16 protein-coding genes are annotated in these 15,435 nt (G+C 47.0%); all 16 read right to left on the bottom strand.

The window, feature by feature from the left end:
- Nucleotides 1-29: 29 nt before the first annotated feature.
- On the bottom strand, nucleotides 30-878 hold the full coding sequence (locus AKN87_RS03980; protein WP_053102551.1) for a CvfB family protein: 849 nt from the start codon (nucleotides 876-878) through the stop codon (nucleotides 30-32).
- 40 nt (nucleotides 879-918) lie between these two features.
- Nucleotides 919-1,518, bottom strand: a complete 600-nt coding sequence (gene rnhB, locus AKN87_RS03985; protein WP_053102552.1) for a ribonuclease HII — start codon at nucleotides 1,516-1,518, stop codon at nucleotides 919-921.
- Nucleotides 1,518-2,651 carry a lipid-A-disaccharide synthase gene (lpxB, locus tag AKN87_RS03990; RefSeq protein ID WP_053102553.1) on the bottom strand — a complete coding sequence of 378 codons (1,134 nt, stop codon included), beginning with the start codon at nucleotides 2,649-2,651 and terminating at the stop codon, nucleotides 1,518-1,520. Before lpxB ends, rnhB begins: the two co-directional genes overlap by 1 nt.
- 2 nt (nucleotides 2,652-2,653) lie before the next feature.
- Entirely contained in the window at nucleotides 2,654-3,430 is a 777-nt protein-coding gene (lpxA, locus tag AKN87_RS03995) for an acyl-ACP--UDP-N-acetylglucosamine O-acyltransferase (protein ID WP_053099755.1), read from the bottom strand.
- Nucleotides 3,427-3,867, bottom strand: coding sequence for a 3-hydroxyacyl-ACP dehydratase FabZ (gene fabZ / locus AKN87_RS04000; RefSeq protein ID WP_053099756.1), 441 nt, complete (start codon nucleotides 3,865-3,867; stop codon nucleotides 3,427-3,429). Before fabZ ends, lpxA begins: the two co-directional genes overlap by 4 nt.
- Nucleotides 3,868-3,956: 89 nt before the next feature.
- A complete protein-coding gene (gene lpxD, locus AKN87_RS04005; protein WP_053102554.1) occupies nucleotides 3,957-4,985 on the bottom strand; it encodes a UDP-3-O-(3-hydroxymyristoyl)glucosamine N-acyltransferase in 1,029 nt (342 codons plus the stop codon).
- 6 nt (nucleotides 4,986-4,991) lie between these two features.
- Nucleotides 4,992-5,495: an OmpH family outer membrane protein gene (locus AKN87_RS04010; RefSeq protein WP_053099758.1), complete on the bottom strand. Its 504-nt coding sequence runs from the start codon at nucleotides 5,493-5,495 to the stop codon at nucleotides 4,992-4,994.
- 47 nt (nucleotides 5,496-5,542) lie between these two features.
- The gene (gene bamA / locus AKN87_RS04015; RefSeq protein ID WP_053102555.1) at nucleotides 5,543-7,912 is read right to left on the bottom strand and encodes an outer membrane protein assembly factor BamA; all 2,370 of its coding nucleotides are present in this window, start codon (nucleotides 7,910-7,912) and stop codon (nucleotides 5,543-5,545) included.
- A 73-nt stretch (nucleotides 7,913-7,985) separates the two neighbouring features.
- Nucleotides 7,986-9,326: an RIP metalloprotease RseP gene (gene rseP, locus AKN87_RS04020; protein WP_053102556.1), complete on the bottom strand. Its 1,341-nt coding sequence runs from the start codon at nucleotides 9,324-9,326 to the stop codon at nucleotides 7,986-7,988.
- Nucleotides 9,327-9,341: 15 nt separating this feature from the next.
- Entirely contained in the window at nucleotides 9,342-10,547 is a 1,206-nt protein-coding gene (ispC, locus tag AKN87_RS04025) for a 1-deoxy-D-xylulose-5-phosphate reductoisomerase (RefSeq protein ID WP_231692616.1), read from the bottom strand.
- Nucleotides 10,544-11,359 (bottom strand): phosphatidate cytidylyltransferase, encoded by an 816-nt coding sequence (locus AKN87_RS04030; RefSeq protein WP_053102558.1) that lies wholly within the window; start codon nucleotides 11,357-11,359, stop codon nucleotides 10,544-10,546. Before AKN87_RS04030 ends, ispC begins: the two co-directional genes overlap by 4 nt.
- Before the next feature lie 2 nt (nucleotides 11,360-11,361).
- Nucleotides 11,362-12,108, bottom strand: coding sequence for an isoprenyl transferase (locus AKN87_RS04035; RefSeq protein WP_053102559.1), 747 nt, complete (start codon nucleotides 12,106-12,108; stop codon nucleotides 11,362-11,364).
- Between the two features lie 11 nt (nucleotides 12,109-12,119).
- Nucleotides 12,120-12,677, bottom strand: coding sequence for a ribosome recycling factor (gene frr / locus AKN87_RS04040; RefSeq protein WP_053099764.1), 558 nt, complete (start codon nucleotides 12,675-12,677; stop codon nucleotides 12,120-12,122).
- Nucleotides 12,674-13,417 (bottom strand): UMP kinase, encoded by a 744-nt coding sequence (gene pyrH / locus AKN87_RS04045; protein WP_053099765.1) that lies wholly within the window; start codon nucleotides 13,415-13,417, stop codon nucleotides 12,674-12,676. The genes frr and pyrH overlap by 4 nt, the downstream gene beginning before the upstream one ends.
- A 148-nt stretch (nucleotides 13,418-13,565) precedes the next feature.
- Entirely contained in the window at nucleotides 13,566-14,435 is an 870-nt protein-coding gene (gene tsf, locus AKN87_RS04050) for a translation elongation factor Ts (protein ID WP_053102560.1), read from the bottom strand.
- Between the two features lie 107 nt (nucleotides 14,436-14,542).
- The gene (rpsB, locus tag AKN87_RS04055; protein ID WP_053099767.1) at nucleotides 14,543-15,280 is read right to left on the bottom strand and encodes a 30S ribosomal protein S2; all 738 of its coding nucleotides are present in this window, start codon (nucleotides 15,278-15,280) and stop codon (nucleotides 14,543-14,545) included.
- Nucleotides 15,281-15,435: the final 155 nt, after the last annotated feature.

The following is a 15,435-nucleotide window of genomic DNA, read 5'->3' on the forward strand; positions in this document are numbered from 1 at the left end:
TGATTCCCGTGCTGCTAGTTAAGCCGCGCTTAACTGTCTGTGCGCTCAATATAAGTGGGGTAGATGCTAATCAACTGTTGCTTATATAACCCCCCTAAGGCTTTTTTAAAGTTGCCCTTACTGACCCCAAATGCCTCAGCAATTTCAGCCGCGGGTGACTTATCGCTTAAAGCTAAACGTCCGCCTGCTGCATCAATTGCCTGCAAAATACGCTCGGCTAACTCATCTCGCATCTCAGCACCTTGGGGCTGCAAGCTTAAACTAATGCGACCGTCTTCACGGATTTCACGAATATAGGCGGTTTCTTGCATACCAGGGCGAATAAACTTAAACACTTCATTGTTATGAATAAGCCCCCAGTAAGTTTTATCAATAATCGCTTTATAGCCTAAATCGGTGCGCTCAGCGATCAACACCGATACCGCCTGCCCTTTGGCATAGGTATCGGCTTCAGCGGTATCTTGCAAAAAGCTATCAAGGTGGGCAGTCGCTACTAAACGGCCCGTGCGCTCATCTTGGTAAACATAAACCACCACATAATCATCTACCTGCAAGGGCTTTTTTTCTTCTGAGTGGGGTAACAGTAAATCTTTGCTCAGCCCCCAATCTAAAAAGAGCCCAACGCGGTTAATATCAACTACCTTTAAACTAGCAAACTCACCCACTTGAGCTTTGGGCTTACGCGTGGTGGCAATCACTCGATCTTCACTGTCTAAGTAAATAAATACATTCAGCCAGTCTTCTAGCTCTACCTCTGCATCTTTCGGCATTTCACGGTTGGGTAACAAAATATCCCCGTACTGATCACCATCTAAATACACGCCAAATTCAACCTGACGAATCACTTGCAGTGTATTCATGGTTCCCAAAACTGCCATATCAAACCTCGATTGGGTGCTTTGCACCCGAAAAATAAATTTATGCTAAGCCTAGCGCACGCTTCACTGGAGCAAAAGAACGACGATGAATCGGCGTTGCGCCTAAGGCTTTTAATGCGGCTAAATGCGCCGCAGTTGGATAGCCTTTATGTTGCGCCATGCCATAACCGGGATACATCTGATCCCAGTGCTGCATTTCCCGATCGCGGGCTACCTTGGCCAAGATCGATGCTGCGGCAATCGCTGGCTCTTCACTGTCACCCTGCACCACCGCACGACAAGGCACACTCAATTGTGGACAACGATTGCCATCAATTAATGCCAGCTTTGGAGTAATAGCCAAACCTTCGACTGCACGCTGCATAGCTAACATAGTGGCATGTAAGATATTTAGCTGATCAATTTCTGCCACTTCTGCTCGAGCAATATGCCAAGCAAGGGCTTTTTCTTGAATTTCGGTAAATAACAACTCGCGTTTTTTTTCACTGAGTTTTTTTGAGTCATTTAATCCGTTAATCGGTCGTGCTGGGTCAAGAATTACCGCTGCGGTGATGACTGGGCCACACAAGGGGCCACGCCCTACCTCATCTACCCCTGCCACCAACGATTCGACACGTTCAAAGTCTAAGCCGATTTGCATTACAGCAACTCCAGTACCGCTTTAGCTGCTTGATTTGAAGCATCTTTACGTAGCCCTTGATGGAGCTGCATAAAATGCTGGGTTTGGTGTTCAGGCTGAGCTAATACCTGTTGCAGGGCCTTAGCTAAGTGTTCTGGAGTGGCTTGCTGTTGAATAAACTCAGGCACCAAGGCTTGATTAGCCAATAAATTTGGCAGCGCAATATAAGGCGTTTTAACTAAGCGCTTTAAGATCGCAAAGGTTAAAGGTGCCAGTTTATACGCCACCACCATCGGTTTTTTAAACAGCATGGTTTCTAAGGTGGCTGTACCGGAGGCTATTAATACCGCATCACTGGCCTGTAACACTCGCTGCGACTGCCCTTGCACTAACTGAATATTAGCTTGGGCTTGGCTACGGGCTTCGAGTAAGGCGCTTATTTGCTCATAACGGGCAGCATTAGCGGCAGGTAAAACAAACTGTAGATTGGGTTGCTGCTGCGTTAAATACTCTGCTGTTTGAATAAACAACGGCGCTAGCTTGCCAACCTCTCCACCGCGACTCCCGGGCAACAAAGCAATCACCGGTTGCTCGAGAGACAGCCCCAGTGCTTGCTTAGCCGGCTGGCTATCATGGGTTAAGGCAATTGTGTCGGCTAGCGGATGGCCTACAAACTTCACCGGCACCTGATGGGCATGATAAAACTGCGCCTCAAACGGCAGCAGAGTCAGCATCAGATCACAGGCCTGCTTAATTTTAAACACCCGTTTTTGTCGCCATGCCCACACCGATGGACTGACATAATGCACGGTTTTAATGCCTTGCTGTCGCAGCTGCAACTCGATCTCTAAGGTAAAATCGGGAGAGTCAATTCCAATAAATACATCGGGACGCTCGGCCAACAAGTCTTTAATCAGCTGTTTACGACGCCGCGTCAACTCGCGAATCCGCCCTAGAATTTCGACTAATCCCATGACGGCTAAGCGCTCCATGGGAAAATAACTCGTTAGTCCTTGTTCTTCCATTAACGGCCCGCCGATTCCAACAAACTCAATGGGCGCTTGAGTTTGTTGTTTAAGTGCCGACATTAAGCCTGCACCTAAAATATCACCGGAAGCTTCGCCTGCTACCAAGGCTATTTTAAGCGGACGCATTACTAGCGAATAATGCCTCGCGTGGAGTTGCGAATCGAATCGCAAAACAAGTTAACTTCTGGAAACTCAAGGCATAAATCTTTCAGCTCCAGCAATGCTGCCTCAACGGTTAAACCATTGCGATATACAACCTTATAGGCGCGACGCAGTGCATGCATCGCTTCTTCGCTAAAACCACGGCGACGCATCCCTTCAAAGTTCATGCTGCGGGCTTCACCTGGGTTCCCAGCGGCGGTCACAAAAGCTGGCACATCTTTACCAATCGCTGTGCCCATGGCGGCAAAACTATGGGCCCCAATGTGACAAAACTGATGCACTAAGGTATAGCCAGACAAAATAGCCCAGTCATCGATATGCACATGCCCTGCTAGCGCCGTGTTATTCACTAAAATGCAATGATTGCCCACTACACTGTCATGACCAATATGGGCATAAGCCATAATCAGGTTACTGTTACCGATGGTGGTTTCATTGCGATCTTGAATGGTGCCACGGTGCATGGTCACCCCTTCGCGAATAATATTATCGTCACCGATAACTAAACGCGTAGGCTCGCCTTTGTATTTTCGATCCGGGGTATCTTCACCTAGGCTAGCAAACTGATAAATGCGGTTATTTTTACCAATGTGTGTTGGTCCCTTAATAATTACATGGGGACCAATCACACAACCGGACTCGATGACTACATCAGGACCAATAATTGACCAAGGGCCAATCTCGACGTCGTCTGCAATGTTAGCTGCAGGATCTATAATTGCACGAGCGTCAATTTCACTCATAATTTTCGTTCCGCACAAATAATTTCAGCTGAACAAACCAGTTTCCCTTCAACGCTTGCTTGGCAAGCGAACTTCCATATTCCGCGTTTGGCACTTAAGAAACTTGCCTCAAGTACTAATTGATCACCCGGCATCACAGGATGACGAAAGCGCAATTTATCTGAGCCCACAAAGTAGTACAGCGTACCTTCTTGGGACTCGGTATCCATCATTTTAAACCCGAGCACACCCGCTGCCTGTGCCATGGCTTCAACGATTAAAACACCCGGCATAATCGGATGCTGTGGAAAGTGTCCGGCAAAAAACGGCTCGTTAATACTGACATTTTTATAGCCACGGATAGACTTAGCGTCTAAATCAATCTCCGTCACCCGATCAATTAATAAAAACGGATATCGGTGAGGAAGGAGTTGGCGAATCTCATTAATGTCCATCATTTCAGCAGTAGCCTTAAAAAAAGCACAGATCACTGTGCAAAAATACTAATCAAACACACAAAATATAAAAGATGCTAATCACTTTAAGCTTAAGTGTCAGCTTGTTTTTTCTCTAATGCGCGTAAACGCTTGGCAAAATCATCCAGTTGACGAAAACGTACTGCATTCTTTTTCCATTCTTTCGCGGGCTGCATTGCTGTACCCGACGAGTAAGCCCCTGGTTCAGTAATCGAATGCGTCACCATGGTCATACCTGAAATAAAGACACCATCACAAATTTCGATATGTCCAACCAAACCAACGCCACCGGCGAGCATACAGTGCTTACCAATTTTCGCGCTACCGGAAATTCCCACGCAAGCAGCCATCGCGGTGTGATCACCAATTTGCACGTTATGGGCGATCTGAATCTGGTTATCAAGCTTAACGCCATTACCAATGACGGTGTCTTCAATGGCGCCGCGATCAATGGTGGTATTGGCCCCAATTTCCACATCATGGCCAATACTGACGCCACCTATTTGAGCAATTTTGTGCCATTGCCCTTGATGATTGGCAAAACCAAAACCTTCACCACCAATCACCGCACCACTTTGAATCGACACTCGATCACCCATGCTGACCCGGTGATAAATCGTGACATTCGGTGCAATCCAGCAGTCAGCACCCACCACAGAGTGCGCGCCAATCACTGTTCCAGCACCAATATAACTGCCAGCGCCAATTACTGCGCATGCTTCAATGACCGCATGCGCGGAAATTTTGGCCTCAGGATGCACCTGTGCTGTTGCATCCACCACCGCCGATGGATGAATCCCAGTCAAAGCCACGGGCTTATCATCAAACCAATGGGAAACCTTGGCATAGGCCAAGTATGGATCAGCCACAATCAGGCAGGGTCCCGAGTATCCCTCTGCGTCGTCTGCGGTCAACAACACACAACCTGCTTGGGTACTGTCTAGACTTTTACGGTATTTGCTACTGGATAAAAAACTCAGCTGATCAGGCTGAGCATGATCCAGTGCCGCTAATCCTGAAACGGTTGTCTCAGGATTAGCCTGTAACTTGGCCTGCAAAAATTCTGCTAGTTCGGCCAAGGTAATTTGCTTTTTTTTCATAATCTATTAGCGTGACTGGTTCATCTTCTCAATAACACGCAAAGTGATGTCATATTGTGGTTTAACATCAACCACCGCTGCACTATCAATCACTAAATCGTAATTACCGGCTTTTAAAATAGTCTCCACCGCTTTATCTAGCTGTGGTTTGAGTACTTGTAGCATATCGCGATCAGCTACGGCTTTGGCTTCATTTAATTGCTGCGACTTAATTTGAAAATCACGGGCTTTTTGTTTGAAGTCTAGCTCTAAGCGCTCAGCATCGGCTTGCTTCATCTTATCGCCTTCTTTAACTAAGCGATCTTGAATTTTTTTAGCATCCTGCTCGAGTTTTTTTAATTGGTTGAGCTGCGGACCGAATTTTTTCTCCGCATCAACCGCGTATTTTTTCGCTGCATTCGACTCCAGCAAAGCCATTTGGTAATCCAGTACCGCAATTTTCATCTGAGCAAACGCAGGGGCTGCCATAAGCGCCAAAGATACGACGACTAACTGAGTTAACTTACGCATGTATTACTCCTTCCTTTATTTAACTTATTCTACGGTTAAATTGACGCTTAGAATGTTTGACCCAGTGAGAACTGGAAGACTTGGGTATCGGCATTGTCAGGTTTCTTAATCGGTGTCCCTAAGCTAAAGCTTAAGGGGCCTAAAGCGGTCACCCAAGTTAAGCCAACCCCCACCGAACTGGCGACGTTGTCATAACTAAAGCTACAACCTGACTCATTTCGTTTTTTCTGCCATTTACTGCAGTTGGTATCAAATGCATTCCCCACATCCCAGAACAGTACAGTGCGGAATGAGCGCTGATCCTTAACAAAGGGCATTGGGAACATTAACTCCACTCCACCTTGCACCAACACGTTACCACCGAAGGGTAAAGGATCATTATCTGGATCAGCTTTATCGCCACGATCAATAGATCCATATCCATACGGAGTACTACGCGGGCCTAAGGTGCCGTCTTTAAAGCCACGGATTGAGCCAAAGCCTCCAGCATAGTAATGCTCATAGAATGGCAGTTCAGAAGTTGAGCCATAACTATCGGCATAGCCCAAGTCAGCATGGAAACGTAGCCCGTAATTTTCCGATAATGGCTTAAAGATTTGCCCACTATAGTCCAGACGATAAAACGACAGATCACTACCCGGCACAGTGGTTTCTAAGCTTAAGCTTTGTGAGTGACCGCGGGTCGGCAATAAACCACGGTTCAAGGTGGATTCAGACCAGCCAATAGAGGCTTTAAAGTTAGTGTAACTTTTGCCCTCTTCCTCGATAAACTCAGCAATTTCTTCTACTGGGTAGCGGCCAGTTTTAATCTTATCTTGCTGTACGGTTAAGCCATAATTTAAACGCGAAGTTTCACTGATTGGGTAACCAAGATTAACCCCAGCGCCTAAGCTATCGACCGAGTAGTTAGAAAGGTCAACATCAAGCTTATCGTAGTCAGTTTTACGGTAGTACATGTTGTACCCCAGACTCACACCATCTTGAGTCCAGTAGGGATCAACAAAGCTGAAGTTATAACTCTGCTGATATTCACTGCGCGTAAGACCTAAACTGACCTTATTACCGGTACCTAGGAAGTTACTCTGGCTAATCGAGCCACCTAAGATCAGCCCCGCATTCTGCGCATAACCAATACTGGCGGTAATCGAGCCAGAGGGCTGCTCTTCCACACTGATATTTACATCAACCTGATCATCAGCACCGGGTACTTGCGGGGTTTCAACTTTGACTTCCTTAAAGTAGCCTAAGCGCTCTAAACGAGTCTTTGACTGATCAATTAAATAAGCAGAAGCCCAGCCACCTTCCATTTGTCGCATTTCACGGCGCAGTACTTCGTCGGCAGTTTTAGTGTTACCACGGAAGTTAATGCGATTAACATAAGCACGCTTACCTGGATCAACTACGTAAGTTAAAGTCACCGTGTTGTCTTCATCATGGGTTTGCGGAATCGCATTAACGTTAGCAAAGGTATAGCCTTCGTTACCTAAACGCCGCATCACCAGCTCAGAACTACTGGTCATCACTTGGCGAGAGAACACCTGTCCTGGGCGCGATAAAATTAGTCCACGAATTTCATCTTCATCAACTTTCAAGTCACCTGAGAGCGCAATCTCACGAATTTTGTATTGCTTACCCTCATCAATATTGACCGTAATGTAGACATGCTTTTTATCTGGAGTAATGGATACCTGGGTTGAGGTTATATCCATATTGATATAACCGCGATCAAGGTAGTAAGAACGTAACCGTTCTAGATCGCCAGAGAGTTTTTCCCGCGCATACTTATCACTGCTGCTAAACAGTGAGTACCATTTTTTAGGCTTGAGCTCAAACAATGCTTCCAATTCTTCATTATCAAAAACACTGTTGCCCACGATATTAACATGCTGAATTTTTGCGATTGCGCCTTCGTTAACCGTAATTTTAATCCCTACACGGTTACGCGGTAACTCGTTAACTTCAGTTTCAATATTAGCTGAATAACGCCCTTGCGCTACATATTGGCGCTCTAACTCATTGCGAACCCCTTCTAGGGTAGCATTTTGAAAGATTTCTCCTTCAGCTAATCCAGACTGGCTTAAACCTTTCAGTAAATCATCTTTACTGATGGCTTTGTTGCCTTCAATTTCAATACTGGCAATTGAGGGGCGCTCAACCACCGAGATTACTAACACGCTGCCATCACGACCTAGCTCAATATCCTGAAACAGGCCTGTTTTAAACAGTGAGCGCGTTGCTTCAGCTAACTCTTGCGAGTCGGCCTCTTGCCCTACATTTAATGGAAGTGCTGCAAATACACTGCCTGCAGAAACACGCTGTAAGCCATTAACACGAATATCTGAGATGGTGAAGGACGCAGCGTGAACTTCAGCAATCATCATTGCGGTCATAGCCGCGGGGAGCAGAAGACGTTTCATGAAGTCCTTTCTATATCAATTGAAGGTTTAAACACTCTGCAGTCGGTGACAGCAGCCCAGTTACTATACATAGTTATAAGCGTCCAAGGTCATTAAACAGTGCCAGTAACATGACACCCAAAATTAAAATGACACCGACTTGCACACCAAAGTTTTGTATCTTATCTGAAAGTGGCCGTCCACGCGCCCACTCAATGCAATAAAATAATAAATGCCCGCCATCTAAGACCGGAATCGGCAGCAAATTTAGCACACCTAAGCTAATACTCAATAATGCTAAAAAACGTAAAAAGCTTTTTATACCATTTTCAGCACTATCGCCAGCGACTTTAGCAATGGTAATCGGCCCACTTAGATTTTTAACCGATAAATCGCCTACCAGCATTTTGCCCATAAACTGCAAGGTCATCAGGCTAGTGTTCCAGGTTTCAGCAACCGCGTGGGGTAACGCACTCCATGGACTAAAGCTGACCTCTCGCAACATACTCGCTGGCCATTCACCAGGTTGTACGCCCACGCCTAAAAAGCCTTGCTGCGGATTGTCGCTGGCACTACTGAGAGTAACAGCCAGCGTTTGCGACTGCCCGGCACGTACAATTGTTAAACTGACAGGCTGATTAGGGAGTTGACGAATTTTTTCAGTCAGCCCTTGCCAGTGCTCGTAAGGCTCACCATTGAGTGCAGTAATCTGATCGCCTAACTGCAGTCCAGCTACTGCTGCCGGCGATCCCTCTTGTACCTGAGCCACAATCGATGGAATTTCTGGCTGCCAAATGCTTAAACCAAATTCGATTAAAGGATTAACCTCGTCTGCACCACGCAACCAGCCTTGTAACGGCACCCGATGTTGCTGCTCGGTAGCAAAGGCCTCCGTTTTAGTGCTGATTTCTAAGGTTTTATGGCTGCCTGCTTGACGCATTAATGCCACGGCCACCTCCCCCCAGTTATGGGTGGGGGTTTGATCAACCTGCGTTAGCTCCATACCGGCCTGTAAACCTGCTTGCTCTGCTAAACTTTCAGGCGTGACACTCCCAATTACCGGGCGAATTTCTTGACTACCAAGTAGCGCTAGCAACCAAAAAAACACTATTGCCAACAGAAAGTTAGCAATAGGTCCGGCAGCTACAATAGCAATCCGTTGCTTAACGGTTTTTTGGGTAAAGGCTTGATTTAGCATGCTCTCTGCTACGGGGCCTTCACGCTCATCGAGCATTTTTACATAGCCACCCAAGGGAATCGCTGCAATCACAAACTCGGTGCCTTGCCGATCACGCCACTTAATTAACGGCATGCCAAACCCTACAGAAAAGCGCAACACCTTAACCCCACAACGCCTCGCCACCCAAAAGTGCCCGAACTCGTGAAAGGTAACCAAAATGCCTAATGCGATGAGTGTGCCAAATAAGGTATACAAGGATTTTCCTACCTATTAATGCCTATAGGCTGCATGTTGAGCCAACCACTGCTGAGCCTGTTCACGAGCGTAGTAATCAGCTTGATAGACCTTAGCTAAATCATCTGCTGCACTGTGTGGCGTGCTGGTCAATACCGCTTCAATTAGCTGAGGTATCTGAGTAAACTTAAGCTGCCCTGCTAAAAACTGCGCCACCGCCACCTCGTTGGCTGCATTTAAAATCGCTGGTGCTACCCCACCTGCATCCATCGCTTCACGGGCTAAGCGTAAGCAAGCAAAACGCTCGGTATCGGGTGGATAAAACTCTAGAGCTGCCAATTCAAAAAAATTTAGCGACTGAACGCCAGACTCAATTCGCTCTGGCCAAGCCATGGCATGGGCAATCGGTGTGCGCATATCAGGATTTCCTAACTGCGCCAAAATCGATCCATCCACATATTCCACCATGGAATGAATAATACTTTGTGGATGTACCACCACTTCAATTTGCGCCGGAGGTAAATTAAATAACCAACACGCCTCAATTAACTCTAAGCCTTTGTTCATTAAGGTGGCTGAGTCTACTGAGATTTTACGTCCCATCGACCAATTCGGGTGCGCACAGGCCTCAGCGGGTGAGACTTTCTCCAACTCGGCATAACTCATATGACGCAGTGGTCCACCAGAGGCAGTTAACAATAATTTACGTACCCCAACTTCCGCCAGCTGCTTGGGATAATGACTCGGCAAACACTGAAAAATTGCGTTGTGCTCACTATCAATCGGTAAAATCACCGCACCACTGCGCTGTGCCAACTCAATTAATAATTGTCCAGACATTACCAAGGCTTCTTTATTAGCCAGCAATAGTTTCTTGCCTGCCTTCACCGCAGCTAAGCTTGGCTTTAATCCCGCTGCACCAACAATCGCCGCCATCACCGCATCAACCTCAGGGGCACTGGCTACTTCAGCCAAGGCCTGCTCGCCACAGAGCACCTGCGTCACCGTCTCTGTTGCAGCTAACAGCCCATGTAATTGCTCTGCTGCTTGCTCGGTTGCCACCACGGCATACGCTGGCTGAAAACGTTGACATAACAGCGCAAGCTTTTCTACTTGCTGGTGGGCGGTAAGCGCGTAGACCTGATAACGCTCAGGGTGGCGCTCAATCACATCGAGGGTGCTACTGCCAATTGAGCCGGTTGCTCCCAGCACAGTAATCTGTTGCACGCGATTGTTGTTCACAACGCGCCCCAACCAGCCAGCCATAACACCACCACAAACACAGGTACGGCCGCAGTTAGACTGTCAATACGATCTAAAACCCCACCATGTCCAGGTAGTAAGTTACTGCTGTCTTTAATGCCTGAGTGGCGCTTAAACATACTTTCAGTCAAATCACCAATAATAGAAATCACTACTACTGGTAACACCATTAACACCAAAGCCCAGGCGCTTATAGACACATGACCCAATTGAGATGCCATACCGGCTGCCACTAACAAGCTAATCAGTACACCGCCAATCGCACCTTCCCAGCTCTTTCCGGGACTCACAGCGGGCGCTAGCTTACGCTTACCAAATTGCTTGCCAGTAAAGTAAGCGCCAATATCGGCACTCCAGATCAATAGCATGACCAATAAAATCAAGAGATTAGCTTGTGGCCAAGTTTTTAGCGTGATCAAACCTTGCCAGGCCGGCAATAAAATTAACCAGCCTATCAACAGTTGACCTAGCACGCCTCCCCAAGCCCGTACACTGCGCGGAAAAGTGAGCACCATTAACGTAGCCACTAACCACCACAACACTGCCAGCAATAGCACCGGTTTAGCCAGTTGAGGCAACTGATAAAGCCCAGTCAAAGCAGCGGCAGTTACCATAGCGTATACAATACGCACGACTGTGTGCTTAATTCCGGCTAAGGCGGCCCACTCCCAAGCCCCTAAACTAATCACCAAACCAATAAAAGCCGCGTAGGCAATGCCATCTAAATAAAAAAAACCTAATAGCGCTAAAGGCACTAACCAAAGCGCTGTAATTACCCGCTGTTTAAGCATGGTTATACTCCTTCTTTCTCAACTTGCTCGCTGGTTTTACCAAAACGACGCTGACGTTGAGCATAGGCAGCCAGGGCTTCACGCATGGCGGTATGCTTAAAATCGGGCCAATAAAGTGGCGAAAAGTACAGCTCACTGTACGCAAGCTGCCAGAGTAAAAAGTTACTGATGCGCTGCTCACCACCGGTACGGATACAAAGATCCGGAGCAGGTACACCTGCAGTTGATAAGCAGTTTTGTAGCAGATCAGGTGTTATCTCATCGATTTGCACATGACCGGCTTTCACTTCGCGGGCAATCCGTTGGGCGGCCTGGACAATATCCCACTGCCCACCATAGTTAGCTGCCACTTGCAAAATTAAGCGCTTATTCTCGGCCGTTTGCAGCTCTGCCTCGCTCATGGCTTTTTGTAGCTCTGGCTGAAAACGGCTACGATCACCGATGATCTTTAAACCAATCCCGTTTTCAGCCAGCTGCCGTACTTCTTTACGTAACGCATTGAGAAACAGCTTCATGAGCGCCCCTACTTCCTCTTCTGGGCGTTGCCAGTTTTCACTTGAGAAAGCAAACAAGGTTAACACTTCAACGCCAGCTTCGGCGCATACCTCAACCACTGCTCGAACAGCATCTACTCCGGCTTTATGCCCTGCTACACCAGGTAAAAAACGCTTTTTAGCCCAGCGATTATTACCATCCATGATAATCGCCACATGGCGCGGAATAGCTTGATTTGCTGTGGGTGTGCTCATAACTGATCCAATTACACTTCCATTAAGTCGGTTTCTTTGGCGGCCAACGCGCTATCTACATCGGCAATAAAGCCATCAGTAACCTTCTGTATTTCATCCGCTGCACGACGCTCTTCGTCTTCGCTGATCTCTTTTTCTTTCTCTAAGTCTTTCAGCTGGTTAATCGCATCGCGACGAATATTACGAATCGCTACCCGCGCGTTTTCTGCTTCTTGGCGCGCCTGACGGGTGTAACCCTTACGGGTTTCCTCAGTAAGCGCTGGCATCGGTACGCGAATGGTAGTACCTGCAGTAGCAGGGTTTAAGCCTAAATCTGAGGTTAAAATAGCTTTCTCTACTGCTTGGATCATGCTGCGATCAAACACGGTCAGCGCCAAAGTCCGTGAGTCCTCAGTAACCACGTTAGCCACCTGGCGCAGTGGTGTGTCCGCACCGTAATAGGAAACCATCACGCTATCTAAAATGCTCGGATGCGCACGACCGGTACGAATTTTGGCAAAAGCATGCTGTAACGACTCAAGGGATTTACTCATACGCTCTTTAGCGTCTTGTTTAATTTCATTGATCATTCTTTTACTTCCTCAATTAGGGTTCCTTCGGTGCCGCCCAGTACGCTGTTTAGTAAAGCCCCAGGCTTATTCATATTAAACACTCGCAATGGCATTTTATGATCGCGACACAGACAAATAGCGGTTAAGTCCATCACCTCAAGCTTACGATCTAATACTTCATCGTAGGTTAGGCGATCAAACTTCTCAGCATCAGCAAACTTAAAGGGGTCAGCAGTATACACGCCGTCAACCTTAGTGGCCTTTAACACCACATCGGCATTAATCTCAATTCCGCGCAAGCAAGCAGCTGAGTCGGTGGTGAAGAACGGGTTACCTGTTCCTGCTGAAAAAATCACCACTTCACCTTTGCGCAAGTGCCCCATGGCTTTGCGTCGGTCATAATGATCGGTAACACCCACCATTGAAATCGCTGACATGACCAACGCCGGAATATTCGAGCGCTCTAAAGCATCACGCATGGCTAGCGCATTCATCACAGTTGCTAGCATTCCCATATGGTCGCCGGTGACCCGATCCATACCAGCTGCCGAGAGTGCAGCACCACGGAATAAGTTTCCACCGCCAATAACAAGCCCAACCTGGACGCCAATACCAATTAACTGACCCACTTCAATGGCCATTCGGTCCAGCACTTTAGGATCAATCCCAAAGTTCTCAGAGCCCATCAAAGCCTCACCGCTGAGTTTAAGCAAGATGCGCTTATAACGTGGCTTACGGCCACTCTCTTGTTGAGACATGTGTAATTCTCCTGCGGTTTCTTTCAAATATATTTTAACAAAACGGGCGTATTATATACGGAACGCCCACAAACGGGGCGTGTTATTAAAAAAAAGGCTGCGCGCATAAGCGGGCAGCCTTTGGGTACTACATCAATTAAGCATTAGCTTACTTTTTAGCAGCTTCTAACTGAGCAGCAACTTCTGCAGCAAAGTCTTCTTCTGCGCGCTCAATACCTTCACCCACTTCATAGCGAACGAAAGATACGATTTCAGCGCCAGCGTTAGCCGCTAACTTACCAACAGTCACTTCTGGATCTTTAACGAATGGCTGCTCAACTAAGCTGCCTTCAGCCAAGAACTTGTTAATACGGCCTTTTACCATATTTTCCACGATACTTTCTGGCTTACCAGCGATCTTGTCAGCGTTTAACGCCATGAAGATCTCTTTCTCTTTAGCGATCATCTCATCAGAAACCTGAGAAGGATCTAAGAATTGTGGATTGCTCGCAGCAACGTGCATCGCGATGTCACGCGCTAGCTCTTGATCACCACCTTTCAAGGTCACCAATACGCCAATACGGTTACCGTGCAAGTAACCACCTAACACATCACCTTCAACGCGAGTTAAACGACGAATGTTAACGTTTTCACCACACTTGGCAACTAACGCTTCACGCGCAGGCTCTTGCACTTCGATCAGTGGAGCGGCATCAGTGTAGTTTTCTGCTGCTGCTTTTTCTAAGCTCTCAGCTACGAACGCTTTGAAATCATCTTGCAGAGCCAAGAAGTCAGTTTGCGAGTTAACCTCGATAATCACCGCACTCTTACCATCAGCCGCTACTTTATAGGCAATAGCACCTTCGGCAGCAATGTTACCCGCTTTTTTAGCTGCTTTAATTGCACCTGCTGCGCGCATATCGTCAATTGCTTTTTCGATATCGCCACCCGCAGCTTCGAGTGCTTTTTTACAGTCCATCATACCTTGACCGGTACGCTCGCGAAGCTCTTTCACCATTGCAGCAGTAATCTGCGCCATATTCATACCCTCTTTAAATCATTGATTGGCCAGCTTGCACTGAGCCACTGTATTAGGCAAAAAGGGGGCCAAGCCCCCTTCTTTTTAGTCGCTAAGCTTAGCTTAAATTAAGCTTCTGCTTCTTCAGCAACTTCTACAAACTCTTCTGCAGTGGTCGCTGAACCTTGACGCACGCGAATCACCGTATCAGCCACTGCACCTAAGTACAGCTGTACCGCACGGATAGCGTCATCGTTACCTGGAATAATGTAGTCTACGCCTTCTGGGCTGCTGTTGGTGTCAACCACACCAATAACAGGGATACCCAGCTTGTTTGCTTCGCTAATCGCGATACGCTCGTGATCAACGTCGATAACAAACATTGCATCAGGCAAACCACCCATTTCTTTAATACCACCTAAGCTGCGCTCTAGTTTTTCTAGGTCGCGAGTACGCATCAGCGCCTCTTTCTTAGTTAGCTTTTCAAATGTACCGTCTTGGGCTTGAGCTTCTAACTCACGCAGACGCTTAATTGAAGTACGGATGGTTTTGTAGTTGGTTAACATACCACCTAACCAACGGTGATCAACGTAAGGCATGCCACAACGCGCAGCTTCTTCACGCACGATCTTGCTTGCAGAGCGCTTAGTACCAACAAATAGAATTTTGTTCTTACCTTTAGCAGTTTTTTCAATAAAGCTTAATGCTTCGTTGAACATAGGTAAGGTTTTTTCTAAGTTGATGATATGAATCTTGTTACGTGCACCAAAGATGTACTTACCCATTTTTGGGTTCCAGTAGCGAGTTTGGTGACCGAAGTGTACGCCTGCTTTCAGCATGTCGCGCATAGAGACTGGTTGAGTCATGATAATTCCTAAATATGTATGGGTTATGCCTCCACGCATCCCGCATTCCAACCTACCAAAAGGCACCCAGAAAAGCGTGTCGATACGTGTGTGGATTTAAACCTACACAGTTAATTCTGTATAAGCGGCGCGTTTTATACCACAAAACCACCCAT

The sequence above is a fragment of the Thiopseudomonas alkaliphila genome (assembly GCF_001267175.1).
GTDB classification, from domain to species: domain Bacteria; phylum Pseudomonadota; class Gammaproteobacteria; order Pseudomonadales; family Pseudomonadaceae; genus Oblitimonas; species Oblitimonas alkaliphila.